Origin of the sequence: Pseudomonas sp. TSRC2-2 (assembly GCF_049897785.1) — a bacterium.
In the GTDB taxonomy this organism is placed as follows: domain Bacteria; phylum Pseudomonadota; class Gammaproteobacteria; order Pseudomonadales; family Pseudomonadaceae; genus Aquipseudomonas.
The window spans coordinates 71,283-98,222 of sequence record NZ_JAFCWZ010000016.1 but is presented as its reverse complement, the minus strand read 5'-3'; the positions used below and the strand labels follow the sequence as shown (position 1 = coordinate 98,222).

Below are 26,940 nucleotides of genomic sequence, written 5' to 3'. Positions count from 1 at the left end.
TTCGACTTCAAATGCCCGATCGAGGTGATGGGCGAAGTGATGCAAGAAGCCGTGGTGATGCGGCATGATGCTCCCGCTTCAATTCAATAACCGTGTTGCACTCAGATCCTGCAACCGCCCAGTTACCGTCCGTAATCGGCACTCGCGACAATGATCAAGACAGTATTGATCTGCTCGGCATCTTCGGCAGCCTGATCGACCAGAAGTGGCTGATCGGTGCGCTGACCGGTGCCTTCATGGTCACCGGCGTCGCCTATGCGGTTCTGGCAACGCCGGTGTACCTGGCGAACGCGCTGGTGCAGGTCGAACCGAAAAAGAACGACATGCTCGGTTTCTCCGACCTCAACAGCATGCTTGGCGGGCAATCGCCGTCGGTGACCGAAATCGGCATTATCAAATCCCGCGCGGTGATCGGCAAAACGGTCGATGACCTGCGCCTGGACATCGACGTCACCCCCAACACTTTCCCGTTGATCGGCGGCTTCCTTTCGCGGCGTTATCGCGGTGACAGCGAAACCGGCGTTGCGCCGCCGCGTTTCGGTTTGAACAGTTATGCCTGGGGCGGTGAGCGCTTGGAATTCTCTCTGCTGGCGTTGCCGAAAGATCTGCTCGGCAAGAAACTCACGCTGATTGCCGGCGAGCAGCAGCGCTTCCAACTGTTCGATGAAAACGACAATCTGCTCGCCGAAGGTGTGGCTGGCGAAGCGTTTGCCAACGACGGTGTAGAAGGGCAGATCTCGCAACTGGCAGCTAACCCCGGCACGCGTTTTCAAGTGGTGCGCAATCCACGGATCGTGACCATCCAGGGCTATCAGGATGCGCTGGATATCTCCGAACAGGGCAAGGAGTCGGGGATCATCCGCTTGGCGCTGGCCAGTTCAGACGCCGCCGAGGCGGTGAAGATACTGAACAAGATCGCCTCACTCTACGTCGAGCAAAACGTGCGTCGCACCTCGGCGGAAGCCGCGCAAAGCCTGGCCTTTTTGCAAAGCCAGTTGCCCCAGGTCAAGCGTGATCTGGCCAAGGCCAGCGACGCCTTGAATGCCTACCAGACCCACGGCAAGACCGTGAATATCTCGCTGGAAACCCAGTCGGTGCTGGGCCAGTCGGTGGCGCTGGAAACGCGCATTTCCGAACTGAAAATGCAGCAGGCCGAGCTTGATCGCAAGTTCACCAAACAGCACCCGGCCTATCGCGCTTTGATGACGCAGATTGGCGAGTTGACCCAGCAGCAGAAATCGCTCGAAGGCAAGGTCCAGGACCTGCCGGCCACGCAGCAGGAATTGCTCAACCTGACCCGGGACGTCGAAGTGGCTTCGCAGATCTACACGCAGTTGCTGAACAAATCCCAAGAACTCGACATCGTCCGCGCCGGGGCCGTCGGCAACGTGCGCCTGATCGACACTGCCGATGTCGACCTGACCAACCCGATCAAACCGAAGAAAGCGCTGATCGTGTTGATCGCGACGCTGCTCGGCGCGTTTGTCGGTGTGGCGCTGGTGCTGCTGCGCAAATCCCTCAGCCGTGGCCTCGAAGGCCCCGAAGGCATCGAGCAGTTGGGCCTGCCGGTGTATGCGTCGATTCCCTACAGCGCCTTGCAGGAAGAAGAGGACAGCAAAAAGGGTCGCGCCCGCGATGGCGTCGACAAGCCGGCCTACCTGCTGGCGCTGCGCAACCCGACAGATCTGTCGATCGAATCGATCCGCAGCCTGCGCACGTGCCTGCACTTCGCCGGCCTCGATTCGACCAACAACCGCATCATGATTTCCGGGCCCAGCCCGCAGGTCGGCAAGACGTTTGTCTCGTCCAACCTCGCGGCGGTCATGGCCCTGAGCGGCCAGCGCGTGGTGCTGATCGATGCCGACATGCGCAAAGGGCACCTGCACAAAACCCTTAACACACCGATCAGCAACGGTCTGTCCGACCTGCTGGTCAAGCGCTGCACCCTCGAACAGGCCATCAACAAAGTCGAGATCGACAACCTGCATTTCATCAGTCGCGGGCAGGTACCGCCCAATCCTTCCGAGTTGCTGATGCACGCCAACTTCCGCGAGCTGTTGGCGCAGCTCAGCGAGCTGTACGACCTGGTGATCATCGACACGCCGCCGCTGCTGGCGGTGACCGATGCCGCCATTGTCGGTCGCGAGGCCGGCATCAGCCTGATCGTCACCCGCTTCGGGGTGAACCCGGCCAAAGAGATCGAACTGACCATTCGCCGCTTCGCCCAGAACGGTATCGAGTTGAAAGGCGCGGTGTTCAACGGCGTCGAGAAGCGTGCGGCCAGCTATTACGGCGGCGCTGGCTATTACAACTACGAATACGCGTCCGACAAATCCTGATGGTTGCCGATTGTTCATTCCTGTTTGAAGTGGGTGAGTTGTGAAAAAAATACTGCACGTGGCAGAGACGATCAAAGGTGGCGTGGCGACGGTGATCCGCACGATTTCGGCATCGCCCGAAGACGACGCGGCGAATTATCAGCTGGTCTATCTGGTGCCCGAGGATCAGGCCAAGGAGCTGCACGGCATCGCGCCGCAGCAAGTGCGCACATTCCCGCGCAGCGGCCGCAACGTGCCGTCGCTGCTGCGGTTCGCCTGGCGCCTGAGCCAGGTGCTGCTCAAGGAAAAACCCGATGTCGTGCATTTGCACAGCACCTTTTCCGGAGTGATCGGCCGCGTTGTGTGCGTGCTGTTGCGGCCATGGCGCAAGCCGAAAATCGTTTATTGCCCGCACGCGTTTTCGTTCCTGATGGAAAGCTCGCCGACCAAGCAGAAGGTCTATGCGTGGATCGAGCGCGTGCTGCAGAAAGTCACCGACGTGATCATTTGCGTCAGCCAGTACGAGTTGGATAAAGCCGCGCGCTTCGGCATCGATCGCAAGCGCATGAAGCTGATCTACAACGGCATCCCTCACAAGGACGACGCGCCGAAGAGCGCTGGCGCCGAGCCGATTCATCTGCTGTTCGTCGGGCGTCTGGATTACCAGAAAGGTTTCGACGTGCTGCTCAAGGCTTATGCCAAGGTCAAGCGCAACGACTTGAAACTGACCGTGGTTGGCAGTGCGGTCAACGAGGATTCGGTGGAGTGTCCGCCGATGGATTCGGTCGAATACCTGCCCTGGGTGACGCCGAGTGAAGTGCAGGCGCTGTATCAGAAAGCCGATGCGCTGATCGTGCCGAGTCGCTGGGAAGGCTTTGCCATGGTGCCGCTGGAAGGCATGGCCATGGGACTGCCGGTGATTGCCAGCAACTGCACGTCGCTGCCGGAGCTTGTCACCAACGAAGTGTCCGGCTACGTCTTTCCGTCCGGCGATCACCAGGCGCTGGCCGATGTTTTGACGATCATCCAGAGACCGCGCCTGCTCGACCTCGGCAATGAAGGCCGGAGCATTGTCCGCGAACGTTTCAGCGCCGCGTTGATGATCCGCCAGACCTACGCCCTGTATCACGCTCCCACTTATTAAGTAGAACTCAAGCTTATGAACGTAACGATTTTGCATGGCTACAGTGCGTCCAACTCCGGTGACGGTCTGCTCGTCGATCTGGCCATTGCTCTGGTGCAGCGTAATTTCGGCGCAGACACCGCGATCAGTGTCGTGGCGTCCGATCCCGAGTCGTTCAATTATCTGCCGCACCCGCGTTTCGATGCGCCGGTCATGGCGGCCAAAGGTCTGGGCCGGGTCAAGCAGGCGGTGTTTCTCAATCAGTCTTACGCCGGGCTCGCTGATCTGCTGAAAAAAACCAATCTGATCGTCGGTGTCGGCGGCGGTTACATGCGTTCGAAGAGCGCCTTCGAGCACATCAAGCTGAAGCTCGGCCACGCCAAGCAACTGGAAACCGCGATCCTCAGCAAAGTGCCGTCGGTGTACCTGCCGCAGAGCATCGGCCCGTTCCACGGCGAGAGCAGCAAGATTGTCGAGCATTACGCCAGCGCTGATGCGGTGTTCGTGCGCGACAATCGCTCCTCGGCAATCTTCGATGCTTGCGAAAACGTCTATCGCGCGCCGGATCTGGCGGTGCAGTCGCTGGCCAGCAAGATTCTGCAGCAACCGAAGTTCACCCGCTGCGCCGCTTCGCCGGCGACCGTGTGCGTGGTGCTGCGCAAACCGCCGGAGTGGAGCAAAGAAAAGAAGGTCGCTTATGTGGCCAACCTGAAACTGCTGCTGCAGCGTCTGAAGAACAAAAGCAAAGTGGTCTGCGCCGTGCAAAGCGCCGTGCGTGGCAACGATGACGGCGCGTTCTACCGTGAGCTGGGCATCAACGAAGACCTGCTGTCACTGAAGGCAACCATCGCCAAATACCAGCCAGACCTGGTGATCTCGGTGCGTCTGCACGGCGCCATCGAATCGCTGCTCTCCGGCGTGCCGGCGTATCACATCAGCTACGAGCGCAAAGGCTTTGGCGCCTATCAGGACATGGGCGTCGAGGACTGGGTGATCAACGGCGGCGACATCGACGTCGACACCATCATCAACACCGTTTACGCGCCCAATGCCTTGGCGGATTTCGGCAAGCGCCTGACCGACACGTGCCGCGAGATCGAGGCGAAAACCGTGGCCATGGACGAAATCATCAAGGGTGTCGTTCGATGATGTTTCGGCTGTTGCTTCGCGGCGGAGCCTTGGGCGCGAAGTTCTTGCTGGTGCTGGTCATCACCCATTACCTCGGATACGAGGCGCTGGGTTTTTACGGTGTGGTGGTCGCAGCGTCGTTGATCGCCTCGAAGTTCTACAGCGTCGGCTTCAGTTCCGAGGTCAATCGGCTGATCAGCGTCGGCGGCAGCTCGCGCCGAGTCGTCGACAAGGTCTTGCTGCTGTACCTGGCGGTCGGGCTGGTGTTGTCGGTGCTGACCGTGCTGGTCTATTCGCTGTTTCAGTCGGTTGAAGCAACCGCCACCCTGATCCTTTGCGTGACTCTGGTGCTGCTCACCGAGCACCTGTCGTTCGAAATCAATTCCTTCGTGTTTTCCGCTCAGAAAGCCACCGCTGGCGCCTTGTTGTTCTTCATCAAGACCGGCCTCTGGGCAATGCTGGCAGTCGGCGGCATGATGCTCGGCTGGGTCGCGGGCATCGCCAGTGTGTTGTGGCTGTGGGTCGCTGCCAACGTGCTGGTGATCGGCGCTGGTTATCTGATCGTGGTGAATGTGCACAAGGGTCGCGACGCAGCGGCACTGGACGCTGCGACGGTGTGGAAGGCCGGGTTGCCGTTCTATCTCGGCACCGGTCTGATCGCCCTGAGTCAGTACGCCGAGCGCTTTCTGATCATCGATCTGGAACCCTACGCCAGCCTCGGTAAATATGTGTACGCGTGGTCAGCGGCCAATACTTTGCAGGCGTTGTCGTATGCGGTGGTGGCGGTGGTCGGCATTCCGGTGTTGGCCAAACGGTTTCAGGCCGATCAGCAGGCATTTACGGTCAGGCAACTGTTCGTCAATAAATGGGTGATGCGCTCGCTGGTGGTCTCTGCGGTTGTGGCCGTGGCGATCTATGTGTTTTTCAATGTGTTGCTCGATTACGTCACCGCCAGCGTGCCGCGTCCGGATAACGCGCTCCTCGCGGTACTGATTTTTTCCTTCGCGTTGCGGGCAATTGGCGACATCGTCTGGGGCGGTCTGATTGCCTCGAAAAACAGCCGGGTGTCGCTGGCCAGCGCGGCGATCTGTCTACTGATTTCAGTGCCGGTCAGCTATGTGCTGATCAAGCATTACTCGATCTATGGCGCGGCGTGGGGCAACGTCTTCGCCATCGTCGTGCAACTTGGCGTGATCGCGTTGTTGACCCGTGTCACCGGCGCAAAGAAGGCTGCGCTGTCATGGGCCTGAAGCTGCCGCGCATTGAATTTCGCGGGCGCACATTCGATTCGTCGATTTCCTTTCTGATCCTGTTCACCGGGCTGTTTCTGTCAGTGGCGATGCCGCTGTTGGTGCCGCGCGATCCGGGGCCGGATGCAATGACCTTGTGGTCGTCATACGCACGCGCCGACAACTGCAATTTCTGGAACCCTTTCTCGCCGGATCGCTCGTCCTACGAGTGTTCGGCGTTCCTGCTGCGGCCCACAGGCATCAACCTGACCAATGCCTGGGCGTACGGCATGTTTTGCAATTTTTTCCTCACAGCGATTCCGGTGGTGGTGTTCCGGCGCATGCCGCTGACGATCTTCGGCACCTTGTGTCTGTGGGGCATCGTGCGTTCGTTTTTTCTTGAAAACCTCACCAAGGAAATCATCGTCTCGGTGGCGGTGTTGAGCATTTTGCTCAGCGCGTTGACACGCAAATATCGCGGCGGTTTTTTCCTCTCGGCGGTGATCTACGGCGTGCTGATCCGTCCGTACTGGATTCTGTTTTCGCTGTCGTGGGTCGGCGTCTGCGTGATGAAGAAGTACGTATCGCGCTTCACCTTCTTTCTGATGCTGTTCCTGTTCTATTTGGCGGTGGCCATGGCCATTCAGATTGCGCTGGGCTTTCCGGTGTCGTCGATTCGCGCCAGTAACAACGAACTGCGCACGGCTGGGGAGGAGGGCTCGAAGTCGCTGATCGTCTCGTGGCTCAGCGGCAGCGACTTCGTCTCTCAGGCGCTGGATTCGATGATCATTTTCTTTCGGCTGTCGTTCCCGGTGGAGCTGATTCTGCTATCCGGGCCGGGGCAGGTGATCTTCGTTGCGCTGATGATCATGACCGCGTTGCTGCTGTTCAAGGTCATCACCTCGACCGATTACAAAGGCGCGCCGATCCAGACCAAACCCAAGGAACTGATCGCAATTCCACTGGCGTTTCTGTTGGTGCAAGGCTTGTTCGAACCAGACTTCGGTTCCTTCGCGCGACACTTCTCGATGGTCGTGCCGGTCCTGTTCGTCGGCCTGGGGTTGATGCTGCGCGCGAACAAACCGGTGCAGGTCGAATCACGAGTTCTCACTTAAGGCAGGTGCTCTATGTCGAGCAAGAAAAAATCTCTGGAGATCGAAACCCTGCGCGGCCTGGCGTGCCTGCTGCTGGTGCTCTATCACGTCATCGGCCCGCTGGGCGGCGGTTTGAAAATCGACATCGGCTCGCCGTTCAGGGTCATCGCCGACTCGATGGTGTACGTGCGCATGCCGCTGTTCACGTTCATCTCCGGCTACATCTATTCGATCTACAAGATTCGCGGCAATGACTTTTCCGCGTTCTTTGCCGGCAAGGTGCGACGGCTGATCGTGCCGCTGTTCTGCGTCGGCGTGCCGTTCTCGGTGCTGCAAGCGGTGGGGCCGGGGGTGAACAAGGATGTCGGCGTGATCGACGCGTTGCTGTCGTTCTGGGTGCCGATCAACCACTTCTGGTTCCTGCAGGCGGTGTTCATCATTTTCATCTGCGTCGGCTTGCTGGAGTGGCGCGGTTTGTTGCATTCGGCTGCGCGGCTGTATGGCTTGTTTGCCTTCGCCGCGCTGTTGTTTCTGCTGCCGCCGTTGCCGCTGGATGCGTTTGGTATCAACGGTGCGATCTACCTGCTGCCGTTTTTTGTTGCGGGGATGATCGGGCAGGAAAATGTCGAGGTGTTGAAGCAGCGTTTCAAAGTGATCGGACCGCTGCTGTTTGTGCTGATTTCGCTGACGCTGTTGTATGTCGCGGCGATCGATCGTGAGCTGATTGTTGATCGTCGCAGTGTGATCGGTTTGACGGTGGGTTGTGTGTCTTGCATCGCGTTGCTGTCCAGTGACATGCGTTCGAAAGCGCTGACCTGGCTGGGCGGATATTCCTATGCGATTTTCCTCTTTCATGTGTTGTTCGCGGCGACCTCGCGGTTTGTCCTCGGGCGCTTGGGCGTGAAGGATGAGAGCTTGCTGGTGCTCGGTGGTCTGAGTTGCGGATTGCTCGGGCCGGTGCTGTTGGCGAGCGTGTTCAGTCGGTTCAATTTCACCTCGGTGTTGTTCCTCGGCGAGCGGGCGGTGAAGCGGAAACCGTTGGCGCCCATCACCCCGGTGGTACAGACACAATCCTCCCTGTAGGAGCTGACGAGTGAAACGAGGCTGCGATCTTTTGATCTTTTGTCGTGGCTTGCAAAGATCAAAAGATCGCAGCCTCGTTGCACTCAGCTCCTACAGTGGACCCGTGTAAGTCACACCATCCTTGTGGGAGCGAGCCTGCTCGCGAAGCCGCCATCCCGGACAAAGGAAATATTGAATGATGCCAGTAGGCGCCCCTCAACCAGTCGCCATCCCAGCCATCACCGTAGACGATGCCCGCCAGCGTTTTGCGCAATGGCGCGAGGGCAAGGCCGGCAAGGTGCTGGCGGTTTCGGTGATCGGTGACAGCTACACCGCCGGGCAGGATTTCTATCTCAACAAACTGGTACAGCGAGTGGCCGCCGAGGTGGGTTTCGCCGGCCCTGGTTACGTCGGTTTCAACCACGGCGCGGCGCTGGGCGGCACGCACTTCAAATACACCCGCAGCAGCGACAAATATTTCGGTGGCGGCTGGAGGGTTGCCGATTTGGGCCAGGCCAGCCCGGACAGTCGCACGATCTCTGGCAAACCTGGCGCCTGGTTGCAAGTCGATGCCAGCCCTTCACCGCGCATCGATACCACGGTCACTCAGGCGAAACTGTTGTATCTGGGCAATGGCGAATCCGACGAGCTGCGCTATCGCTGGTCGCCCGCGCAAGACTGGCAACCGTTGAAGCTCGCAGGCTCAGGTGTTCAGGAAGTCGCGCTAACCGGCGCTCCATCAGCTGCAGACTGGGCATTCAAACTGGAAGTGGTAAAGGGCGCGCCGACGCTGTTCGGCCTGTGGATGACGAATGATCAGCAAGGCGTGCGGGTGTCGAAACTGGCGGCTTCCGGGGCGGCGTCCGCTGACTTCTATCACACGGATCCGCAATGGCAGACGCAGTGGAAAACCGTGGTGTCGAAGATTCCGGCCGATGTTTACCTGATCATGCTCGGTGGTAACGACCAGGGGTTTGGCGTGAAGCCTGCGCAGTATCTACAAAACGTTCAGGGCCTGGTGAGCATGCTGCGCGAGATTCAGCCGGCGGCGAGCATCAGCCTGATCATGCGTCAGGACACCACGCGCTCCAGCGCTTATCCAATGTCCGCTTATGCGCAGGTGCTCGAACCGTGGGCGCGCGAGCAGCATCTGGGCTTCATCAACCTGCAATGCGCCTTCGGCCCGGACGTCAAGCGCTACGCCAACGCGATGATCGGCCCGGACAAGATTCATCCATTGCCGGCCACGGGCGGGAAGGTGATTGCCGATTATTTTTATGGCTGGATCATGGGCGCCAACGACCGTTGCGACGGCGGCGGACAATGAACGTTCCCACGCAGAGCGACGGTGATCGTTCCCACGCTCCGCGTGGGAATACATCCTGTGACGCTCTGCGTCACGCCGCGCTGGGACGCGGAGCGTCCCGGGCGGCATTCCCACGCAGAGCGTGGGAACGATCATCGTGCAGGGACGAAGTTGTCGACTTGTTCGAGTAACTCCGCAAGCTTGCGCGGCATCAGCCGCGCATCACAGCGGGTCTCGACATTAATGATGATCGCCGGGTCGTTGCAGCAGATGCGCACGCGAAAGCGCCAGTCGCTGAAGATCACTTTCAGGCCATCGCGGTCATCCATTTCCAGCGCCTGTTCGCCATACAACGCTTTCAGATGCGCGACTAGCGGATACGGATCGCGCAGCGACCGGCGAATATCCCCCGACGCTGGAAACACGCCGATCCGCTCCACCAGCAGAATCGTGCCCAGCCAGGTTTCGTTGGCGCTGGGCAGCGGTTGATGGCGCGACAACCAGCTCATCACCCCGAGGTTGCCCACCTCACGTTCAATCTCTGTCGAATGCTGTGCAATGTTCATGGTTGCCTGCCTGTGGGAAGTGGAAAGCCGTCTCAGCGGCCCTTGAGGTACACGTTGTCGTAGCAGAAGTTGGTCGCCTGCAGATAACCCTCGGCATCTCCGCAGTCGAAGCGCAGGCCTTTGAATTTGTAGGCCAGCACGCAGCCGTTCTGCGCCTGTTTCATCAGTGCGTCGGTGATCTGGATTTCGCCGCCCTTGCCCGGCTGTGTGTCGGCAATCAGGTCGAAGATGTCCGGCGTGAGAATGTAGCGGCCGATGATCGCCAGGTTCGATGGTGCGTCCTGCGGTGCCGGTTTTTCCACCATGTGGTTGACTCGGTAGATGCCGTCGGAAATCAGCTCGCCGGCGATCACCCCGTACTTGTGGGTCTGGTCGGCCGGAACTTCCTGGATGGCGACGATCGAGCAGCGGAATTTCCTGTACAGCTCAATCATCTGCGACAGCACACCGTCGCCTTCGAGGTTCAGGCACAGGTCGTCGGCCAGCACCACGGCAAACGGCTCGTCGCCGATCAATGGACGGCCGCTGAGAATCGCATGACCCAAGCCCTTCATTTCCACCTGACGGGTGTAGGAGAAGGTGCAGGTGTCGATGAGCTCGCGGGTGCCGGCGAGGAATTTCTCTTTCTCGGTGCCACGAATCTGGTGCTCGAGTTCGTAACTGATGTCGAAGTGGTCTTCCAGCGCGCGCTTGCCCCGGCCGGTGACGATGGCCATGTGTTGCAGGCCGGCGTCCCGAGCTTCTTCAACGGCATATTCGATCAACGGCTTGTTGACGATCGGCAGCATTTCTTTCGGCATGGCTTTGGTCGCCGGCAAGAAACGCGTGCCGTAGCCGGCAGCGGGGAACAAACATTTACGAATCATAAAAGTATCCTGGACAGTCATGGAACACAGGCGACGGTTGCGCACCACAAAGTGGCGGCAAGTTTCAATGATTATTGAAGGCTTACTTTAATACCCGAGTCAGGTTGTTGCTGGCAATTAGTTGCGCTGTTAAAAAGCGCTAATGTTATGAGATGTCGACTACTTTGTTATAAGTTATTTTTAGTCGGTATCTGTCGATAGTGATATGTAGCCAGGGAGTGCTAATAAGTACTCGTCAAACAGTTTGACCGGTAAAAATAATTATTGCCAGTGGTTGAACTAAATTTGTTTGAGGTTGTTGTCGCCCTGTTTGTGTGAATTGCTCCGCATATTTACCAGGCATGGCTTGACACGCTACCGGGTACTTATTCGATGACGGATCACGCTATGAAGATTCTAGTAACGGGTGGCGCCGGCTATATCGGCTCGCATACCACACTTGCATTGCTTGAAGCAGGTTATGAAGTTGTTGTTCTGGATAATCTTTGTAACAGCAGCGATGCGGCACTTCACGCTGTCGAAGCCATTTGCGGCAAAAGTGCATGGATGATTCGCGGCGATGTCTGTGATCGGCCGCTGCTGGACCGGATTTTCCGCGAGCATCAGATTGACGCCGTGCTGCACTTCGCTGGGTTGAAAGCCGTGGGCGAGAGTGTGCGCAAGCCGCTCGAATACTACGAAACCAACGTTGGCGGCAGCATCACCCTGTGCCAGGCGATGGCAGCGGCGGGGGTGTTCCGACTGGTGTTCAGTTCCTCGGCGACGGTGTACGGCGAGCCTGAAGAAATGCCGATTCGCGAGGATTTTCCTACGGGTAATCCGACCAATCCCTACGGCCAGTCCAAGCTAATCGTCGAGAACGTGCTGCGCGACCTGAGCCTCGCCGAGCCGCGCTGGAGCATCGCGCTGCTGCGCTACTTCAACCCGATCGGCGCCCACGCCAGCGGGCACATGGGTGAAGACCCCAACGGGATTCCGAACAATCTGGTGCCGTATATCAGCCAGGTTGCGGTCGGCAGCCTGCGCGAGCTGTCTATTTTCGGTAACGATTACCCGACCGCCGATGGCACCGGCGTGCGCGATTACATCCATGTCGTCGATCTGGCAGACGGGCATTTAAAGGCATTGCAGTCGATCAGCGAGCGCGCCGGCATTCACACCTGGAACCTCGGCACCGGCGATGGCTACAGCGTGCTGCAAGTGCTGCATGCCTTCGAACAGGCCTGCGGCCGCCCGGTGCCATACCGGATGATGCCGCGCCGCGCCGGTGATATCGCCGAGAGCTTTGCCGATGCTTCGAAAGCGGCTAAAGAACTCGGCTGGAAAGCCACGCGCAACTTGCAGGACATGGTTGCCGACACGTGGCGCTGGCAATCCAATCATCCCAATGGTTATTCGCGGTGATGGCCATTTAGTGCGATGTTAGTTTCAGTCAGGTTGTTAGATAACGTCGGGAAATTACACTGGCAATGCCTTTTGCAAGTCCGTAGATATAAACCTGCCGTTCGACTTTTAGCAGTTGCGTATGACTGTGAAAGAACAACGGATCTTGTTCGCGCTCTTTGCGGACTTGAAAGCTACCAGCTCTGACACAGATCTGTTTTTAACAGTTCGAATGTTAGAAAGGAGTTGTTATGAAAAAAGTGATGGCAGTTGCCCTGTTGACGATGTTGAGCAACTGGGCTGCCGCCGCTGAAGCGCCGCTGACAGCGGTAACCAATGTAGGTGGCAGTGTGGCGGCTTCGCAAGCGCCCGCGGCCAGTACTGCGATGGTTGCCAGTGCTGTAGCGGCGTCCAACAGCGGTGGCAGTGCCAACGGCGGTACCACCGGTACGACGGGTACCACCGGTACAACCGGCACGCATAACTAACAGGAACATTTGTTAGTGCAGTACAGAGTCGCCCGACGCGAGTCGGGTGACTTTGTTTTTTGGATTCGCCCTTGAATAGCGTAGTGCCATTATGACTCGTAGTGTTTATTTTTTAATGTTGGCAAGTCTCGCTTTGCAAGGTTGCATGTTTGCCCCCGGCCAGTACCTGAGCACCAGCGATATCACCCGCCAGGGCGCCAGTGAAAGCAGCCGGGTCGAGCTGATTCCGATCACCCCGAAGCTGATCGCCATGAACCGCGCCACGCAAAAGCGTGAGTCGCTGCCGGCGGAGTTGCTGGTGACGCCGGCGGAATATCGCATCGGCAACAATGACGTGTTGTACATCACCGTCTGGGATCACCCGGAGCTGACCGCCCCCTCCGGCGCGCAACAGCAGATCGATGCCAACGGCCGTCTGGTGCGCTCCGATGGCACGCTGTATTACCCGTTCATCAAGGAAGTCCAGGCCGCCGGCCGGACCATCCAGCAACTGCGCGCGGACATCGAACAGCGCTTGTCGGCATTTATCGCCGAGCCACAGGTCGACGTGGCGGTGCTGCGCTTTGCCAGCCAGAAAGTCGTGGTCACCGGCGCCGTGACGAAGGCCGGCCCGCAGGCGATTTCGACCAACCCGCTCAGCGTGGTCGAGGCCCTTGGTTCGGCCGGCATCGACACCAACAACGCCGACCTGTCCGGGTTGTTGCTGACGCGCAATGGGCGCACTTATCCGCTCAATCTCGACTCGCTCAACCAACAGGATTCCGAGTTGCAGAACGTCTTCCTCAAGGGCGGCGATCAACTGTATCTGCCGTACAACGACAACAAGCGCATCTACGTCATGGGCGAGGTCAACCAGCCGCGCGCGTTGAGCTTCAAGACCGCGACGATGAACCTCTCCGATGTGCTCGGTTCGGTCGGCGGCCTCAGCCAGACCAGTTCCAACGGCAACGCGGTCTACGTCATTCGTGGGGTGGAAAACCTCGACGTCGAGCCGGCGAAGATCTATCAGCTTGAAGCCGAATCGCCGACCGCCATGGCCTTGGCTTCGCACTTTCAGGTGCGACCGCAGGATGTCGTCTACGTCGGGCCGGCCAACGTCACCCGCTGGAACCGTTTCATCAGCCAATTGGTGCCGTCGGCGTCGATTGTCGGCACCGGGGCTTCGGCAGCGAAGAACTGGAGCGAATACAGCAACAACAGCAAATAAGGCCGCCCGACTGTGAAGCTATTGAAAGTAGGCGTCTGCCTGATGGCGGCCTCGTTGCTGTGCGGCTGTAACCCGCTGATGAGCGCATCGCTGAACAACCTCAAGGCCGCTGTCGTCGGCCCCGACGAGGTTGATGTATCGGCGACCGAAGTCGCCGGGGTCAACTACCCGCAATTGAAACTGACCACGCCGTCCGGCTCCGGCGTGCTGGCGCTGGTGCGTGAGCGCGAAGACCTGCAGTTCTGGGTCGCGTCCGGCAAGCAGGTGTTGCTGCTGCGCGACGGCCTCGCGGTGCGCACTGTCGGTCTCGGGCTGGAGGGCGATCTGGATGGCACGCGGCTGGCCGATGATTCGCCATTCAAGCAAGGCTTGCATCACGTCGCCGATGGTTTCACCACGCGGCGCTGGATCGATTTGTACAAGGGCCAGGAAGTCGGCGTTATCGTCAACAGCCGCTTCTCGCGCCGCGCCACCGAGACCCTGGAGATTCTCGACAAGCCTTACTCGGTGCTGCGCGTCGATGAACAGATCGACGCCCCGGCGATTGGCCTCAGCGCGACCAACCGTTACTGGGTCGACCCTCGCGACGGGTTCATTCTGCAGAGCGAGCAACAACTGACCTCGCAACTGCGCGTCAAGCTGGTGCAACTGACCCCTGACCGCAGGCACCTGCCGTGAAGCGCCTACGTCTTATCGCGGCGGGTCTTTTGCTGATCGCCGGGGCGAGTCAGGCTGCTGTCACGGTGTCCGGCGATGTCGCCAATCCCGGGCCGATCGCGTTGCCGCCGGGTGGTCGGCTGTTCGATGTGATCAGCGAGGCCGTGCCCAATGCCGAGGGTTATTGGCTGGCGGGTGGCTTGTTGCGCCAGTCGCTGATCGAAGAACAGACACGGCTCAAGGTCGGCGTGCTGTTCGATCTCGAGGTGCTGCAACGCATGGCGACGCTGTATGACCGGCCGAGCCGGGCGGCGCTGGCGCAGCGCGTTGCTGAAGAAGTCCGGCAAATGCCAGTGACCGGCCGGCAGATCGCTGACCTTGATCCGGTGGCGGTGGAAGTCGGTTTCGCGCGCAACATTCGCCTCGATGACGGTGATCGGCTGATCTATCCGAAGCGGGTTGACGAAGTGCAGGTGCTGGGCGCTGTAAGCGAGCCATGCCACTTGCCCTATCAGCCTTTACAGGAGGCTCGCGAATATCTTGAAGGCTGCTCGATTCTCGACGACGCCGAGGCCGATTACCTGTGGCTGATCCAGCCCAATGGCGTGTCGCGGCGCGTCGGCATTGCCCACTGGAATCGCGAGTCCGGGCAGTTTCCGGTGGCCGGCAGCCGGATTCTGGTGCCGATAAAAAATGATGATCTTGATCCGCCTCTTCCTGAATTGAATCAGCAGTTGGCCGAATTCATTGCCACGCAGCTGGCCGAGGTGGTTCGTTGAAGTTACGTTTTGCAGCTGTGTTGTTATTGCCCTGCGGTCTGGCTCACGCCGAGCCGCGCATTACCCAGAATGACTTCGGTGGTGCCGGTCTGTTGCAGACGCCGACCGCGCGCATGGCCCCGGCCGGCGAACTGAGCGTCAACGCCAACCGCACCGATCCCTACAGCCGCTACAGCGTGTCGTTGCAACCGCTGGACTGGCTCGAAGGTTCGTTTCGCTACACCGCGATCACCAACCGGCCGTACGGCTCGGAGGCCCTCAGCGGCAGTCAAAGCTACAAGGACAAGGCGGTCGACGCCAAAGTGCGCCTGTGGCAGGAAAGCCACTGGGCACCGGAAGTGGCGCTGGGCTTCCGAGATATCGGTGGTACCGGTTTGTTCTCCAGCGAATTCTTCGTCGCCAACAAGCGCTTCGACAATTTCGATTTCAGCGCCGGCATCGCTTGGGGTTACATCGGTAATCGCGGTGACTTCGATAACCCGTTGGGCTACGTCAGCAGTCGCTTCGATACCCGCCCGGCGCTGGAAGGCACCGGCGACGTCAACTCCGGCGCGTACTTTCGCGGCAAGCCTTCGCTGTTCGGTGGCGTGAGCTACCAGACGCCCTGGGATCGTCTCAGCCTGAAACTGGAGTTCGAAGGCAACGACTACAAGCACGAGCCGAAGGAAAACGAGATCAAACAGGACTCGCCGATCAACCTCGGCGCGGTGTTCAAGGTCACCGATTCGATCGACCTCAGCGCCGCTTGGGAGCGCGGCAATACGGCGATGTTCGGCGTGACCTTCCACACCAATTTCGTCAGCCGCAAGGCGCCGGCCAAGACCTACGACCCAACCCCCGAACCGCTGCCGGCGAAGGCGCCGACGACATCGATGGAGCAGGTCAACTGGGCTGATGTGTCGCGGCGTCTGCAGCAGAATGCCGGGTACAAGGTCGAGCGCATCAGCCAGCGTGATTCCGAGCTGATCGTCTATGGCGAGCAGCAGCGCTATTTCCATTCGTCGAAAGCTGTCGGACGCGCGAGCCGGATTCTCGACAACAGCGTTAGCGACGACATCGACTGGTTCACCGTGGTCAACAAGCGCTATGACTTGCCGCTGGAGGAAACCAGCCTGCCGCGCCAGACCTTCCGCGAAGTGATCAACAACGAAGAGCCTTTGGAGTCGCTGCACCGCACCACCGAAATCAACCCGGCGATGCCGCGCAACGAGAAAACCCTCTACAGCGAAGCGCCGCGACATTTCAGCTATGGCGTCGGTCTGGGCTTCAAGCAGAACGTTGGCGGCCCGGATGGTTTGCTCTATCAATTCAGTGCTGACGCGGACGCGGAATATCGCTTTAACCGCAACACTTGGTGGAACGGTTTGCTCAGCGCCAACCTGGTCAACAACTTCGACAAATTCGTCTACGACGCACCGAGCGGATTGCCGCGCGTGCGCACGGATTTGCGTCGGTATCTGACGACGTCAAACACGACCATGCCGTTGTTCCAGCTCAGCCATGCCGAGCAGTTGGACAAGGATCTGTACGGCATGGTTTACGGCGGTTATCTGGAATCGATGTTTGCTGGCGTCGGCGCAGAAGTGCTGTTCCGCCCCACAGGCGAGCGCTGGTCGCTGGGCGCGGATTTGAACTGGGTTCGCCAGCGTGATTTCGATCAGGGCTTTGCCTTGCGCGATTACTCGGTAGTGACCGGGCACATTACCGGCTATACCGATTTGCCGTTCGACACGCTGGCAGCGGTCAGTGTCGGGCGGTATCTGGCCGGGGACTGGGGCACCACCGTGGACATCTCGCGCGAGTTTTTCAACGGCGTGCGCGTCGGTGCCTGGGCGACCATCACCACGGCCAGCAGTGCTGAATATGGCGAAGGTAGTTTCGACAAAGGCCTGTACCTGTCGATCCCGTTCGACGAAATGATGAGCATGTCGACCATGCGCCGCGCCAACCTGGTCTGGGCGCCACTGACCCGGGATGGCGGCGCCAGACTGAACCGCAGCTATCAATTGCACTCGATGACCGATAGCCGGGAAGGGGACATGTTCTATCGCAATTTCGAGAAGATTACCGAGTAAGCGCGCCTGTGGGAGCGGGCTTGCTCGCGAAGGTGCCGGCACATTCAACATCCCGCTGCCTGACCCAGCGCTTTCGCAAGCAAGCCCACTCTCACAGTAGATCGTCGGCACGCCATCCATCCCGGCCTTCACCCAAACCCCCTGTGGGAGCGGGCTTGCTCGCGAAGGCGCCAGCACATTCAGCATCCCACTGCCTGACCCACCGCTTTCGTGAGCAAGCCCACTCCCACAGTAAATCGTCGGCACGCCACCCATCCCGGCCTTAACCCAAACCCCCTGTGGGAGCGGGCTTGCTCGCGAAGGCGCCGGCACATTCAACATCCCACTGCCTGACCCACCGAATTCGTGAGCAAGCCCACTTCCACAGTAAATCGTCGGCACGCCACCCATCCCGGCCATCAGCCAAACCCCCTGTGGGAGCGGGCTTGCTCGCGAAGGCGCCGGCACATTCAACATCGCCACTGCCTGACCCAGCGCTTTCGTGAGCAAGCCCACTCCCACAGTAGATCGTCGGCACGCCATCCATCCCGGCCATCAGCCAAACCCCCTGTGGGAGCGGGCTTGCTCGCGAAGGCGCCGGCACATTCAACATCCCACTGCCTGACCCAGCGCTTTCGTGAGCAAGCCCACTCACACAGTAAATCGTCGGCACGCCAAACATCCCGGCCATCAGCCAAACCCCCTGTGGGAGCGGGCTTGCTCGCGAAGGCGCCGGCACATTCAGCATCCCACTGCCTGACCCAGCGCTTTCGTGAGCAAGCCCACTCCCACAGTAAATCGTCGGCACGCCATCCATCCCGGCCATCAGCCAAACCCCCTGTGGGAGCGGGCTTGCTCGCGAAGGCGCCGGCACATTCAACATCGCCATCGCCTGACCCAGCGCTTTCGTGAGCAAGCCCACTCCCACAGCAGATCGTCGGCACGCCAAACATCCCGGCCATCAGCCAAACCCGCTGTGGGAGCAGGCTTGCTCGCGAAGGCGGCGGCACATTCAACATCCCACTGCCTGACCCAGCGCTTTCGTGAGCAAGCCCACTCCCACAGTAAATCGTCGGCACGCCAAACATCCCGGCCATCAGCCAAGGAGCGGGCTTGCTCGCAAAGGCGCCGGCACATTCAACATCCCGCTGCCTGACCCAGCGCTTTCGTGAGCAAGCCCACTCCCACAGTAGATCGTCGGCACGCAATCCATCCCGGCCTTCACCCAAACGCCCTGTGGGAGCGGGCTTGCTCGCGAAGGCGCCGGCACATTCAACATCCCACTGCCTGACCCAGCGCTTTCGTGAGCAAGCCCACTCCCACAGTAGATCGTCGGCACGCCACCCATCCCGGCCATCAGCCAAACCCCCTGTGGGAGCGGGCTTGCTCGCGAAGGCGCCGGCACATTCAACATCGCCATCGCCTGACCCAGCGAATTCGTGAGCAAGCCCACTCCCACAGTAAATCGTCGGCACGCCAAACATCCCGGCCATCAGCCAAACCCCCTGTGGGAGCGGGCTTGCTCGCGAAGGCGCCGGCACATTCAACATCGCCATCGCCTGACCCAGCGCTTTCGCAAGCAAGCCCACTCTCACATTGTTCGTACCGGTAATCGAAAGCGGTGTGCCAAATCCCGCCCACAAAAAAGGGGACTTTCGTCCCCTTGCGATCTGAAGCGCTGAACCTCAGTAAATGTCTTTCGACAACAACGTAAACGGTGTCTTCACCAGGATCTTCAGATCCAGCCACAACGACCAGCTGTTGATGTACTGCAGGTCGATCTCGACACGCTTCTGCATCTTGTCGAGGGTGTCGGTCTCACCGCGGCAGCCGCTGATCTGCGCCAGGCCGGTAATGCCCGGTTTAATCCGGTGGCGCGCCATGTAAGCGAGGATCTTGCCCGAGTAGTAATTGTTGTGCGCCACCGCATGCGGCCGCGGACCCACCAGCGCCATGTGCCCCTGCAGGACGTTGAACAGTTGCGGCAACTCATCCAGCGAGGTGCGGCGGATAAAGCGACCTACGGCGGTGATCCGCGAGTCATTGCGGCTGGCCTGTTTCACTTCACGGTCATCGTGGACACGCATTGAGCGGAATTTCCAGACCTTGATTACCTTGCCGTTCCAGCCATGCCGATCCTGCTTGAAAAACACCGGGCCGGGCGAGTTGAGTTTCACCGCCAGAGCGATGATCAACAGCAGCGGACTCAGCGCGATGATCGCCAGGAATGCCACGGTTTTCTCAACCAGACTCTTGCTCAGCGCAGCGGTCGGACGGCTGGTCAGCGGGCTTTCGTTGAGGTAGATCGCCGGCAGACCGTCCACGACTTTCACCGAGTGGTTGAGCAGGGTCAGGCTGTTCAGGTCCGGCACCCACACCACATCGACGTTGGCGCCGAGCAAATCGACATACATCGCTTCGATTTTTGCTGCTTCGCACAGCGGCAGGGTGATGTACAAGCGACGGATGTCATGGGCTTCGATCAGCTCGAGCAACTCGTCCTGCGCGCCAACGACACGCGGGGCATCCGAGGCGAGCACAGGTTTGTCTCCGTTACTGACCAGACCGATCAGTGGCAGGTTTTCCAGTTGACTGAGTTTCCTCGCCAGGCCCAGCGCCAGCTCGCCGGTGCCGACGATCAGCGTCCGGTGCTCGCTTTTACGCGAACGCTGGTAGTACTTGGAAAACGCATGCAGCGGCGCATAGAGGAACGCCTGACCGAGGAAGCCATACACCGCCCAGCTCAGAATCACCTGACGGGAAAACAGCTCATCGGCCTGGCAGACAAACGCGATGCACGCCAGCGCGGCCATGGTCATCGACCAGCCCATGAACAAGCGGCCGAGGCCGGTCAGGTAGTTGTCGCGTTTGCGATAAACGCCGCTGAATGTGTAAGCCGGCACCGAGGCCAGGACGGCGAGGGTGGCGCACATTCGGTAGTAGAACGCGACAGTCCCGGTATGCTGTTCCGCGAGAATGAACAGCAGCGTCACAATAAAGGCCTGCGCCAGCGCCCATTGGCCCCAAAAGGTCAGTCCCTTGAGGCCCGTGCTTCGATTGATACTGAGAGAAAGATCCATACGATATCCCCAAAAGACGTCCATTCAGGTTTCAACAGTTGAAAGCCGAGTTGTTATGCAGACTTATTGTTTTTGTTTTAGCGAGTGCCTTGAGGTAACAACATCGAGAGCCGAACTGTCGTCAGCCAATAGACTAAGTTATTGTCCGAAATGGTGTCTGACGAGTTCTAACAAGATGGCACTGTGCCAATTTTTTAATATTTAAATAGAAGTCTGTTAGAAAAGGTCGTGGAGCAGGGGATGAAAAGGCGGGGATGTATTTGTTACTGTTGGCGGGGTGGAGGCAGGGAAGTTTTGAATTGATCAGTGAGGTGAAACCAAACAGAGTGCTCTTCTTGTTGTTGTAGTCGCACTTTATATCTGTCTGTCTCGGTGTGAGTGCCGTCTGCGATTACGCGACGACTTCCTGGATCAAGCAATATCCGCGATTTCTTACGGCGCGGAACAATCGCTCACCATTACTGGCGCTCTTGAATTTGTCCTGCAAGCGGCTCAGGCACATCTCCAGACCCCGGTATTGCTCGGGCTCCCGGCCAATACTGATGATCAAGTCATCACGACTGACAACGCGCTCTTCATGGCTCAGCATTTTCCTGACCAGAGCGGTTTCCAGGCCGGTCAGGCTGATCGCAATATTGTCCTTGAGCAATACGCCCTGATCATCGTCTAGATGCCAAGTGTCGCTGCAAGGCTCGGTATTCTCGCTGACATGCGTGATATGAGCTCTTTCTGCAGTGTGTGTCGCGAAGCTTTGAAACGGATTGTCTGTTTGCGCGGCTCGCCATTCATTTTCAAGAGTGGCCAGTATGCGCTGAGTATCATGTTCGATACTGCGCGCAACATTCTTTCGGCTGAGGCTTGGGTAACTGAACTCCATGACCATCGGGGCGGAAGAGGGCGAAGCAACACCTTCAACGAACATTTGTGCCTGCGACGTGCCAAACGAATTGAAACGCTCACTGGACAAGATGCTTTCCAGTTCACGTTGCGACGTTGTGCTGTGCGTCACAACAACAAAATATTTTCTGGGGAGGGTTGTACTCGTTTCCATGTCTCTCTCCTAAATACACACCAAAATTGGCTAAAAGATAAATCGGCAGGCGAGCAATGACTTCCTCGGAAGTAATCGTAGGCAGGGTTCGGGCCGAAAATGGCCGTCGATAAATTCCACTCGGTCTGCAGCTATGTTATGGCGTTTTATTGTTATGGGGTGTGTTGCAGCGCTCATTCAAGTGCTTGAGTTTTAATAAATATGAAGTGCAACTGAAAAGATATGGCTGCATCAGACGATCCTTCGTTCGTATGCAAAAGGGAAGACTGCCCGAGACTCAAGCAGTCGATATCAGACCCCGCATCAGGCGATAGCCGTAGCCGCGGATGCTCTGAATCGCGTTTGTACCATACATGTCCTTGATTTTTCCACGCAAGCGGCTGATTGATTTTTCCAGCGCTCGAGGATCGTAGAAATTGGTGTTGAGGCCCATGATGCCGGCGATTTCATCATGACTCAGAATGTGATTGCCGGTAGTCGCAAAGGCCTCGAGGATCTTCATCTCGGCGAAAGAGATATCGAGTTTGCGCCGACTGTCCATCAGGCAGATCCGTGTCGGATCAAGCGTCAGATTGATATCTCGTTGCCAGTCTTCGCTGTTGAAGAACTCCGCCAGCAAGTCTTCGCTGTCATCGCCCAGTGTGTTGAGCTTGATACAGGCATCCGCCCCAGCAAGAAAATACTTGAGTTTGTTGACGGCGCCGCGGCCGGTGACGACTGCGCAAATAAGCGGTTTCAAGTTGTCATTGCGCAGGTTCTGCACCAGAGCCAGATTGTCTTCGAGGGCCTGTGGGCTATCGATGATGAGGAAAATGGCGCGATAAGAACCGATGTAACCTTGTTCTTTATACGAACTAGTAAAGGCAGCTGTTTCCAGGATCATATCGGACTGCATGTGCTTTGCGATCAGCGATCTGAAATGATCAGCCACACCCAGTGTACGACCCAGAGCAAGAACACCGGATTCATCATTTGTCGGGCGCGGACTTCTAGTCGCCAAGTTCCCTGAGAGCATCATGCGTTGACTCGAATTAGGTGCTGACATCGGGATGTTAAAGCACCGGTTCTCATCTGTGACTGACAATTGGTAACATTTGCGCGGATTTTAGACGCGTCTCCCGAGTTTTCTAACAATAACTAAGCTTTTCAGGCTTTTAGTTGATTTTCTCGGAGTTGTGAACTAATGCGTAGATGATGGCTATATGCAATGGTGCCACTATTCTGAGCGTATGGCGATGGATTTTTTATGTCCTTTTGCCATTGATTGGCCACGTAGGCAATGTGTGAGGTACATCACACTTCATATCTGAAATGAAATATTTTTTGGAATAGAACTAAATTTTTCCCGTTTAGTTCGTCGGCAGACGATTACTAACAGCACTTGAGTCTAACTCTGGATAAACCCTATTCTTCCGGATCGGCGAATCGCCGTATGCATTACTTCAGATACTCAACCCCTGAGTGTTATTGAACCGGTCGCTCACCCTGAGTGCTCTGACGGAGGATGAATGGATTTCTGGACCCTTTTCCAGGTATTGATATTAGGCGCGGTAGAAGGCCTGACCGAGTTCTTGCCCATATCGAGTACCGGCCACCAGATTATTGTCGCTGACCTGCTCGAGTTCGGCGGTGAGCGCGCCATGGCGTTTAACATCATTATTCAACTGGGGGCGATTCTTGCGGTGGTCTGGGAGTTTCGTCCGAAGATCTTCGAAATCGTCAAAGGCCTGCCCACCGAGCGCAACGCGCAACGCTTCACGCTTAATCTGCTGATCGCGTTTTTCCCCGCCGTTATCCTCGGCGTGTTGTTCGCCGACGCCATCCATGAGTATCTGTTCAATCCAGTCACCGTTGCCGTTGCACTGGTCGTCGGCGGCATCGTCATGTTGTGGGCCGAACAGCGCAGCCATGTAGTCAGCGTCGAACATGTCGATGACATGCGCTGGTCTCACGCGCTGAAAGTCGGTTTCGTACAATGCCTGGCGATGATTCCCGGCACCTCGCGCTCCGGCTCGACCATCATCGGCGGGCTGCTCTTCGGCCTTTCACGTAAAGCCGCCACCGAATTCTCGTTCTTCCTCGCCATGCCGACCATGGTCGGCGCCGCCGTGTACTCCGGCTACAAATACCGCGACCTGTTCCAGCCCAACGACCTGCCTGTCTTCGCCCTCGGCTTCGTCACCGCCTTCATCTTCGCCATGATCGCCGTGCGTGGCCTGCTCAAATTTATCGCCAACCACAGCTACGCCGCGTTCGCGTGGTACCGGATCGGTTTTGGATTGTTGATTCTGGCGACGTGGCTGTTTGGCTGGGTCAACTGGACCGCCGCAGCGGCAGCCTGATCACTGAGCGCTGATCAACGCCGCCACGGCGAGATCGTTTAACGTCGAATCCGACGACTCCTGACGAAAGCGCTGCAAGGCTGAGGTGAAATACGCGGCCTGCAGCATGCCGTTGCTGGCCAGATAGAGTCGCGCGTCTTCTTGCTCCTCGGCGGAGTAAACACGCTTGTGACTGTCGGTCGTTTCCTGGCTAGACGAAATAGGTGCGAGGATCAAAGACACCAAAGTGAAGCCGGAAAACTGCGTCACCTCCCACGGCGTATCGGTACGGCCCATGCAAAAGCCATCGCAGTGCGCATAAACGTTGGAAGTGAAGCTGAACAAGGCGAGGAGGGTGAAACGCTTGAAACGAGAAAAAGTAAATGCGGGCATAAACGAAAGACATCCTGTCAGTACATCAAAAAAACGGGCAACGCTCATGCGTCGCCCGCACACTCAAACCATCAATCAACGACCTTCAAGCAACTCAGCCGCCTGATCCAGCAACGCCAGCGGATCATTGGCCTTGTGAATATCCACCGACAACAGCTGCCGAAATTTGCGCGCCCCGGGAAATCCCGTGCCCAAACCCAGCACATGCCGCGTGATGTGATGCATCGCACCACCCGCCAGCAAATGCTCGGCTATATAAGGACGCAACTGCGCCAACGCCTCAGCCCGACTGATCACCGGCGCCGAACTGCCAAACAACTGCTGATCCACCTCCGCCAGCAAATACGGATTGTGATAAGCCTCACGCCCCAACATCACACCGTCGAACGTCTGCAAATGCTCATGGCAGGCTTCCATCGTCTTGATCCCGCCATTGAGCACAATCTCCAACTCCGGAAAATCCACCTTCAGCTGCGCCGCCACGTCATAGCGCAACGGCGGAATGTCGCGATTTTCCTTCGGCGACAATCCCTCGAGAATCGCAATCCGCGCATGCACGGTAAAACTCGTGCACCCGGCATCCCGCACCGTACCGACGAAATCACACAGCTCGGCATAACTGTCACGCCCGTTGATCCCGATCCGATGCTTCACCGTCACAGGAATCGACACCGCATCACGCATCGCCTTCACACAATCGGCGACCAACTGCGGGTGCCCCATCAGGCACGCCCCGATCATGTTGTTCTGCACACGATCGCTTGGGCAGCCTACGTTCAAATTCACTTCGTCGTAGCCGTGCTCCTCGGCCATGCGCGCGCAGGCGGCGAGATCCAGTGGAACGCTACCGCCTAGTTGTAGGGCGAGAGGGTGCTCGGCTTCGTTGTGACGCAGGAAACGTTCGTGATCGCCGTTGAGCAGTGCGCCAGTGGTGACCATTTCGGTGTAGAGCAGGGCGTGCTTGGACAACAGGCGCAGGAAGTACCGGCAGTGGCGGTCCGTCCAATCCATCATCGGGGCGACGGAAAAACGGCGGGAGAGTGGGGTGGGCTGTAGGGACATGTGAGGAATCTGGATCAAGAAGGCGAAGGTTCAGGAGTTTATCAGGTCTGCGAACAGGCAAAGGCTTGCGAGGCGCTGTTTGTGGTTTGAACAGGGCTCTGAGGCGCTCGGCCTGATGGGAGGAAGTGTATTTCTGCCTGTTGTCTGTCCTTCAGTATCCGTTTAAACGGTTGCGCAGGCGCTTGTTTAAATCTGACCGGTGAAAGTCATCCGAAGCCTACGTTGTCTTGCGCCTCCCCCTACACCTAAGACAGAATCCGCCGGCTTGTGCGTCTAGCCTGCGGGCTCTATCGTCCCTGGGTCACTGATCTCAGTGATCGGGTTTGGTAGCCCGTCTCCGTCAGAAGCACAAGACTGCTGTCTTGCGAGGGCGTTTTCTCGTCTTCGTTTTATGGTGGTCATGCGCGGGGCGTCCTCGGATGCGCCGGGGTTCCTGACGACCGGTCTACCAACCTGCGTATGGCCTCCACCCTTCGTTTGGTAGCGAGAGTGATGGCTCCTTTTCGTTCACCGTCAGGAGTTACACCATGTTCAAACCCACGCCCAACCCGCCGGACACCAATCCCGCATCACCTTACAAATCCCCAGACTCAAAAAAACTCCACGACGCCGCCGAGCGTGCGCTGGATTATTACCTGCCCCCCGCCAGTCACATCAAAGCCTCCACCAACCAGCCCGAACGCATGTTCCTCGCCAATCCGGCGTACGACAGCGAATCCCTGTTGGCCAATGCCAGCGAATCGCTGGGTTCGGCCAGCGTTATGCTCAATGACTTCGCAGCGTTACTGGAAAACTCGCAGCGCAAGACTTTATTGGGCATCGCCCAGGTAGTGATGCTGGGTGAGATCGCGGTGAATCAGGCGTTGGACAAAGTTGAAGTGAAGGCTTGAAGCGAACCTGGCGGTGACGGAGCGCTTATCCGTCACCGCGAGGCTATATGGTTAGCTGAACAGTCGCTGTCACCGCTGCACGACGATTGACCGTTACTGCCCCGGCACCGCAATCCATTCGCTCAACGTCTGCTGATACTTGCCAGTGACCTTGCTCAAATGCAGCCACTGATCGACATACAGTTTCCAGCTGATGTCATCGCGCGGCAGCAAGTAAGCCTTCTCACCGTACTGCATGTATTGATGCGGATTCACTGCGCACAACCCCGGTTTGAGTTTCTGCTGATACAGCGCTTCCGAGGCGTCGGTGATCATCACGTCGGCTTTGTTGTCGAGCAGTTGCTGGAAGATCGTCACGTTGTCGTGCAGGGCCAGTTGCGCCTTGGGCAGGAAGGCGTGGACGAAGGCTTCGTTGGTGCCGCCGGCAGGTTCCACCAGGCGCACATTGGGCTGGTTGATCTGTTCGATGGTCTGGTATTTCGCTTGATCGGCGCAACGCACCAGCGGGATTTTGCCGTCGGTGTCGAGAGTGTTGCTGAAATAGGCTTTTTTCTGCCGTTCGAGCGTGACCGAGATACCGCCCATGCCGATGTCGCATTTGCCGGCCTGCATGTCGGGCATCAGGGTTTTCCAGGTGGTCTGCACCCATTGCACCTTGACGCCGAGGCTGTCGGCCAGGGAGCGGGCCATGCTGATGTCGATGCCTTCGAAGTCGCCGTCGCTGCGCTTGAAGGTGTAGGGCTTGTAATCGCCGGTGGTGCAGACACGCAACTGGCCTTGTTGCTGGATGCTGTCGAGATGGGACGTGGCGGGCTCGGCGTGAGCGCCAGTCGCCAGGGTCAGCAGGCCGCCGAGGATCATCGTGCTTTTTAGTGTTGTCATT

The 26,940-nt window shown here is 58.2% G+C and carries 23 protein-coding genes; 15 read left to right on the top strand and 8 right to left on the bottom strand.

Annotated elements, in window-relative coordinates:
* The first annotated feature begins 92 nt into the window (after positions 1-92).
* The 7 genes from ACP7D9_RS27770 (at position 93) to ACP7D9_RS27740 (ending at position 9,281) form a co-directional block, all read left to right on the top strand.
* Positions 93-2,339 (top strand): polysaccharide biosynthesis tyrosine autokinase, encoded by a 2,247-nt coding sequence (locus ACP7D9_RS27770; protein ID WP_426160218.1) that lies wholly within the window; start codon positions 93-95, stop codon positions 2,337-2,339.
* Between the two features lie 40 nt (positions 2,340-2,379).
* Positions 2,380-3,462 carry a glycosyltransferase gene (locus ACP7D9_RS27765; protein ID WP_426160217.1) on the top strand — a complete coding sequence of 361 codons (1,083 nt, stop codon included), beginning with the start codon at positions 2,380-2,382 and terminating at the stop codon, positions 3,460-3,462.
* A gap of 15 nt (positions 3,463-3,477) precedes the next feature.
* Complete coding sequence (locus ACP7D9_RS27760) at positions 3,478-4,590, top strand: polysaccharide pyruvyl transferase family protein (protein ID WP_426160216.1); 1,113 nt, start codon at positions 3,478-3,480, stop codon at positions 4,588-4,590.
* The gene (locus ACP7D9_RS27755) at positions 4,587-5,819 is read left to right on the top strand and encodes a phosphoribosylaminoimidazole carboxylase (protein WP_426160215.1); all 1,233 of its coding nucleotides are present in this window, start codon (positions 4,587-4,589) and stop codon (positions 5,817-5,819) included. Before ACP7D9_RS27760 ends, ACP7D9_RS27755 begins: the two co-directional genes overlap by 4 nt.
* Entirely contained in the window at positions 5,810-6,913 is a 1,104-nt protein-coding gene (locus ACP7D9_RS27750; RefSeq protein ID WP_426160214.1) for a hypothetical protein, read from the top strand. The genes ACP7D9_RS27755 and ACP7D9_RS27750 overlap by 10 nt, the downstream gene beginning before the upstream one ends.
* A gap of 12 nt (positions 6,914-6,925) precedes the next feature.
* Positions 6,926-7,975, top strand: coding sequence for an acyltransferase family protein (locus ACP7D9_RS27745; protein ID WP_426160213.1), 1,050 nt, complete (start codon positions 6,926-6,928; stop codon positions 7,973-7,975).
* 175 nt (positions 7,976-8,150) lie between these two features.
* Complete coding sequence (locus ACP7D9_RS27740) at positions 8,151-9,281, top strand: SGNH/GDSL hydrolase family protein (protein WP_426160212.1); 1,131 nt, start codon at positions 8,151-8,153, stop codon at positions 9,279-9,281.
* Between the two features lie 131 nt (positions 9,282-9,412).
* On the opposite strand, the gene ACP7D9_RS27735 is transcribed toward ACP7D9_RS27740, so the two are convergent.
* The gene (locus ACP7D9_RS27735; protein WP_101158849.1) at positions 9,413-9,826 is read right to left on the bottom strand and encodes a mannose-1-phosphate guanylyltransferase; all 414 of its coding nucleotides are present in this window, start codon (positions 9,824-9,826) and stop codon (positions 9,413-9,415) included.
* Positions 9,827-9,858: 32 nt separating this feature from the next.
* Positions 9,859-10,692 carry a UTP--glucose-1-phosphate uridylyltransferase GalU gene (galU, locus tag ACP7D9_RS27730; protein WP_101158848.1) on the bottom strand — a complete coding sequence of 278 codons (834 nt, stop codon included), beginning with the start codon at positions 10,690-10,692 and terminating at the stop codon, positions 9,859-9,861.
* Between the two features lie 387 nt (positions 10,693-11,079).
* On the opposite strand from galU, the gene galE reads away from it, so the two are divergent.
* The 6 genes from galE to ACP7D9_RS27700 all read left to right on the top strand — a co-directional run bounded on the left by galE (position 11,080) and on the right by ACP7D9_RS27700 (position 17,281).
* Positions 11,080-12,096, top strand: coding sequence for a UDP-glucose 4-epimerase GalE (gene galE, locus ACP7D9_RS27725; protein WP_101158847.1), 1,017 nt, complete (start codon positions 11,080-11,082; stop codon positions 12,094-12,096).
* Positions 12,097-12,326: 230 nt separating this feature from the next.
* Positions 12,327-12,563, top strand: a complete 237-nt coding sequence (locus ACP7D9_RS27720) for a hypothetical protein (protein ID WP_016775457.1) — start codon at positions 12,327-12,329, stop codon at positions 12,561-12,563.
* A gap of 145 nt (positions 12,564-12,708) precedes the next feature.
* Positions 12,709-13,770: a polysaccharide biosynthesis/export family protein gene (locus tag ACP7D9_RS27715; protein WP_397478721.1), complete on the top strand. Its 1,062-nt coding sequence runs from the start codon at positions 12,709-12,711 to the stop codon at positions 13,768-13,770.
* A gap of 12 nt (positions 13,771-13,782) precedes the next feature.
* Positions 13,783-14,448: a YjbF family lipoprotein gene (locus ACP7D9_RS27710; protein ID WP_426160211.1), complete on the top strand. Its 666-nt coding sequence runs from the start codon at positions 13,783-13,785 to the stop codon at positions 14,446-14,448.
* Positions 14,445-15,206 (top strand): capsule biosynthesis GfcC family protein, encoded by a 762-nt coding sequence (locus ACP7D9_RS27705; RefSeq protein WP_426160210.1) that lies wholly within the window; start codon positions 14,445-14,447, stop codon positions 15,204-15,206. The genes ACP7D9_RS27710 and ACP7D9_RS27705 overlap by 4 nt, the downstream gene beginning before the upstream one ends.
* Positions 15,203-17,281: a YjbH domain-containing protein gene (locus ACP7D9_RS27700; protein WP_426160209.1), complete on the top strand. Its 2,079-nt coding sequence runs from the start codon at positions 15,203-15,205 to the stop codon at positions 17,279-17,281. Before ACP7D9_RS27705 ends, ACP7D9_RS27700 begins: the two co-directional genes overlap by 4 nt.
* Before the next feature lie 1,664 nt (positions 17,282-18,945).
* On the opposite strand, the gene ACP7D9_RS27695 is transcribed toward ACP7D9_RS27700, so the two are convergent.
* From ACP7D9_RS27695 to ACP7D9_RS27685, 3 genes are all read right to left on the bottom strand, one after another.
* The gene (locus tag ACP7D9_RS27695) at positions 18,946-20,340 is read right to left on the bottom strand and encodes an undecaprenyl-phosphate glucose phosphotransferase (RefSeq protein WP_101158842.1); all 1,395 of its coding nucleotides are present in this window, start codon (positions 20,338-20,340) and stop codon (positions 18,946-18,948) included.
* A 391-nt stretch (positions 20,341-20,731) separates the two neighbouring features.
* Positions 20,732-21,391: a winged helix-turn-helix domain-containing protein gene (locus ACP7D9_RS27690; protein WP_101158841.1), complete on the bottom strand. Its 660-nt coding sequence runs from the start codon at positions 21,389-21,391 to the stop codon at positions 20,732-20,734.
* Positions 21,392-21,668: 277 nt separating this feature from the next.
* The gene (locus tag ACP7D9_RS27685) at positions 21,669-22,409 is read right to left on the bottom strand and encodes a winged helix-turn-helix domain-containing protein (protein WP_426160208.1); all 741 of its coding nucleotides are present in this window, start codon (positions 22,407-22,409) and stop codon (positions 21,669-21,671) included.
* A 490-nt stretch (positions 22,410-22,899) separates the two neighbouring features.
* On the opposite strand from ACP7D9_RS27685, the gene ACP7D9_RS27680 reads away from it, so the two are divergent.
* Complete coding sequence (locus ACP7D9_RS27680) at positions 22,900-23,733, top strand: undecaprenyl-diphosphate phosphatase (RefSeq protein ID WP_101158839.1); 834 nt, start codon at positions 22,900-22,902, stop codon at positions 23,731-23,733.
* Here the strand turns inward: ACP7D9_RS27680 and ACP7D9_RS27675 are convergent, their stop codons facing one another.
* A complete protein-coding gene (locus ACP7D9_RS27675) occupies positions 23,734-24,153 on the bottom strand; it encodes a DUF2388 domain-containing protein (protein WP_397478725.1) in 420 nt (139 codons plus the stop codon).
* Between the two features lie 27 nt (positions 24,154-24,180).
* Positions 24,181-25,167, bottom strand: coding sequence for a tRNA dihydrouridine(20/20a) synthase DusA (dusA, locus tag ACP7D9_RS27670; RefSeq protein ID WP_426160207.1), 987 nt, complete (start codon positions 25,165-25,167; stop codon positions 24,181-24,183).
* A gap of 527 nt (positions 25,168-25,694) precedes the next feature.
* Between dusA and ACP7D9_RS27665 the strand changes: the two genes are divergently transcribed.
* A complete protein-coding gene (locus tag ACP7D9_RS27665) occupies positions 25,695-26,057 on the top strand; it encodes a DUF6124 family protein (protein ID WP_426160206.1) in 363 nt (120 codons plus the stop codon).
* A gap of 93 nt (positions 26,058-26,150) precedes the next feature.
* On the opposite strand, the gene ACP7D9_RS27660 is transcribed toward ACP7D9_RS27665, so the two are convergent.
* Entirely contained in the window at positions 26,151-26,939 is a 789-nt protein-coding gene (locus tag ACP7D9_RS27660) for a transporter substrate-binding domain-containing protein (protein ID WP_426160205.1), read from the bottom strand.
* Position 26,940: the final 1 nt, after the last annotated feature.

Coding starts and splice junctions, on each gene's coding strand:
- ACP7D9_RS27760 (WP_426160216.1), top strand. CDS start 3,478: ATGAACGTAACGATTTTGCATGGCTACAGTGCGTCCAACTCCGGTGAC.
- ACP7D9_RS27755 (WP_426160215.1), top strand. CDS start 4,587: ATGATGTTTCGGCTGTTGCTTCGCGGCGGAGCCTTGGGCGCGAAGTTC.
- ACP7D9_RS27750 (WP_426160214.1), top strand. CDS start 5,810: ATGGGCCTGAAGCTGCCGCGCATTGAATTTCGCGGGCGCACATTCGAT.
- ACP7D9_RS27745 (WP_426160213.1), top strand. CDS start 6,926: ATGTCGAGCAAGAAAAAATCTCTGGAGATCGAAACCCTGCGCGGCCTG.
- ACP7D9_RS27740 (WP_426160212.1), top strand. CDS start 8,151: ATGATGCCAGTAGGCGCCCCTCAACCAGTCGCCATCCCAGCCATCACC.
- ACP7D9_RS27735 (WP_101158849.1), bottom strand. CDS start 9,826: ATGAACATTGCACAGCATTCGACAGAGATTGAACGTGAGGTGGGCAAC.
- galU (WP_101158848.1), bottom strand. CDS start 10,692: ATGATTCGTAAATGTTTGTTCCCCGCTGCCGGCTACGGCACGCGTTTC.
- galE (WP_101158847.1), top strand. CDS start 11,080: ATGAAGATTCTAGTAACGGGTGGCGCCGGCTATATCGGCTCGCATACC.
- ACP7D9_RS27720 (WP_016775457.1), top strand. CDS start 12,327: ATGAAAAAAGTGATGGCAGTTGCCCTGTTGACGATGTTGAGCAACTGG.
- ACP7D9_RS27715 (WP_397478721.1), top strand. CDS start 12,709: ATGTTTGCCCCCGGCCAGTACCTGAGCACCAGCGATATCACCCGCCAG.
- ACP7D9_RS27695 (WP_101158842.1), bottom strand. CDS start 20,340: ATGGATCTTTCTCTCAGTATCAATCGAAGCACGGGCCTCAAGGGACTG.
- ACP7D9_RS27690 (WP_101158841.1), bottom strand. CDS start 21,391: ATGGAAACGAGTACAACCCTCCCCAGAAAATATTTTGTTGTTGTGACG.
- ACP7D9_RS27685 (WP_426160208.1), bottom strand. CDS start 22,409: ATGATGCTCTCAGGGAACTTGGCGACTAGAAGTCCGCGCCCGACAAAT.
- ACP7D9_RS27680 (WP_101158839.1), top strand. CDS start 22,900: ATGGATTTCTGGACCCTTTTCCAGGTATTGATATTAGGCGCGGTAGAA.
- ACP7D9_RS27675 (WP_397478725.1), bottom strand. CDS start 24,153: ATGAGCGTTGCCCGTTTTTTTGATGTACTGACAGGATGTCTTTCGTTT.
- dusA (WP_426160207.1), bottom strand. CDS start 25,167: ATGTCCCTACAGCCCACCCCACTCTCCCGCCGTTTTTCCGTCGCCCCG.
- ACP7D9_RS27665 (WP_426160206.1), top strand. CDS start 25,695: ATGTTCAAACCCACGCCCAACCCGCCGGACACCAATCCCGCATCACCT.
- ACP7D9_RS27660 (WP_426160205.1), bottom strand. CDS start 26,939: ATGACAACACTAAAAAGCACGATGATCCTCGGCGGCCTGCTGACCCTG.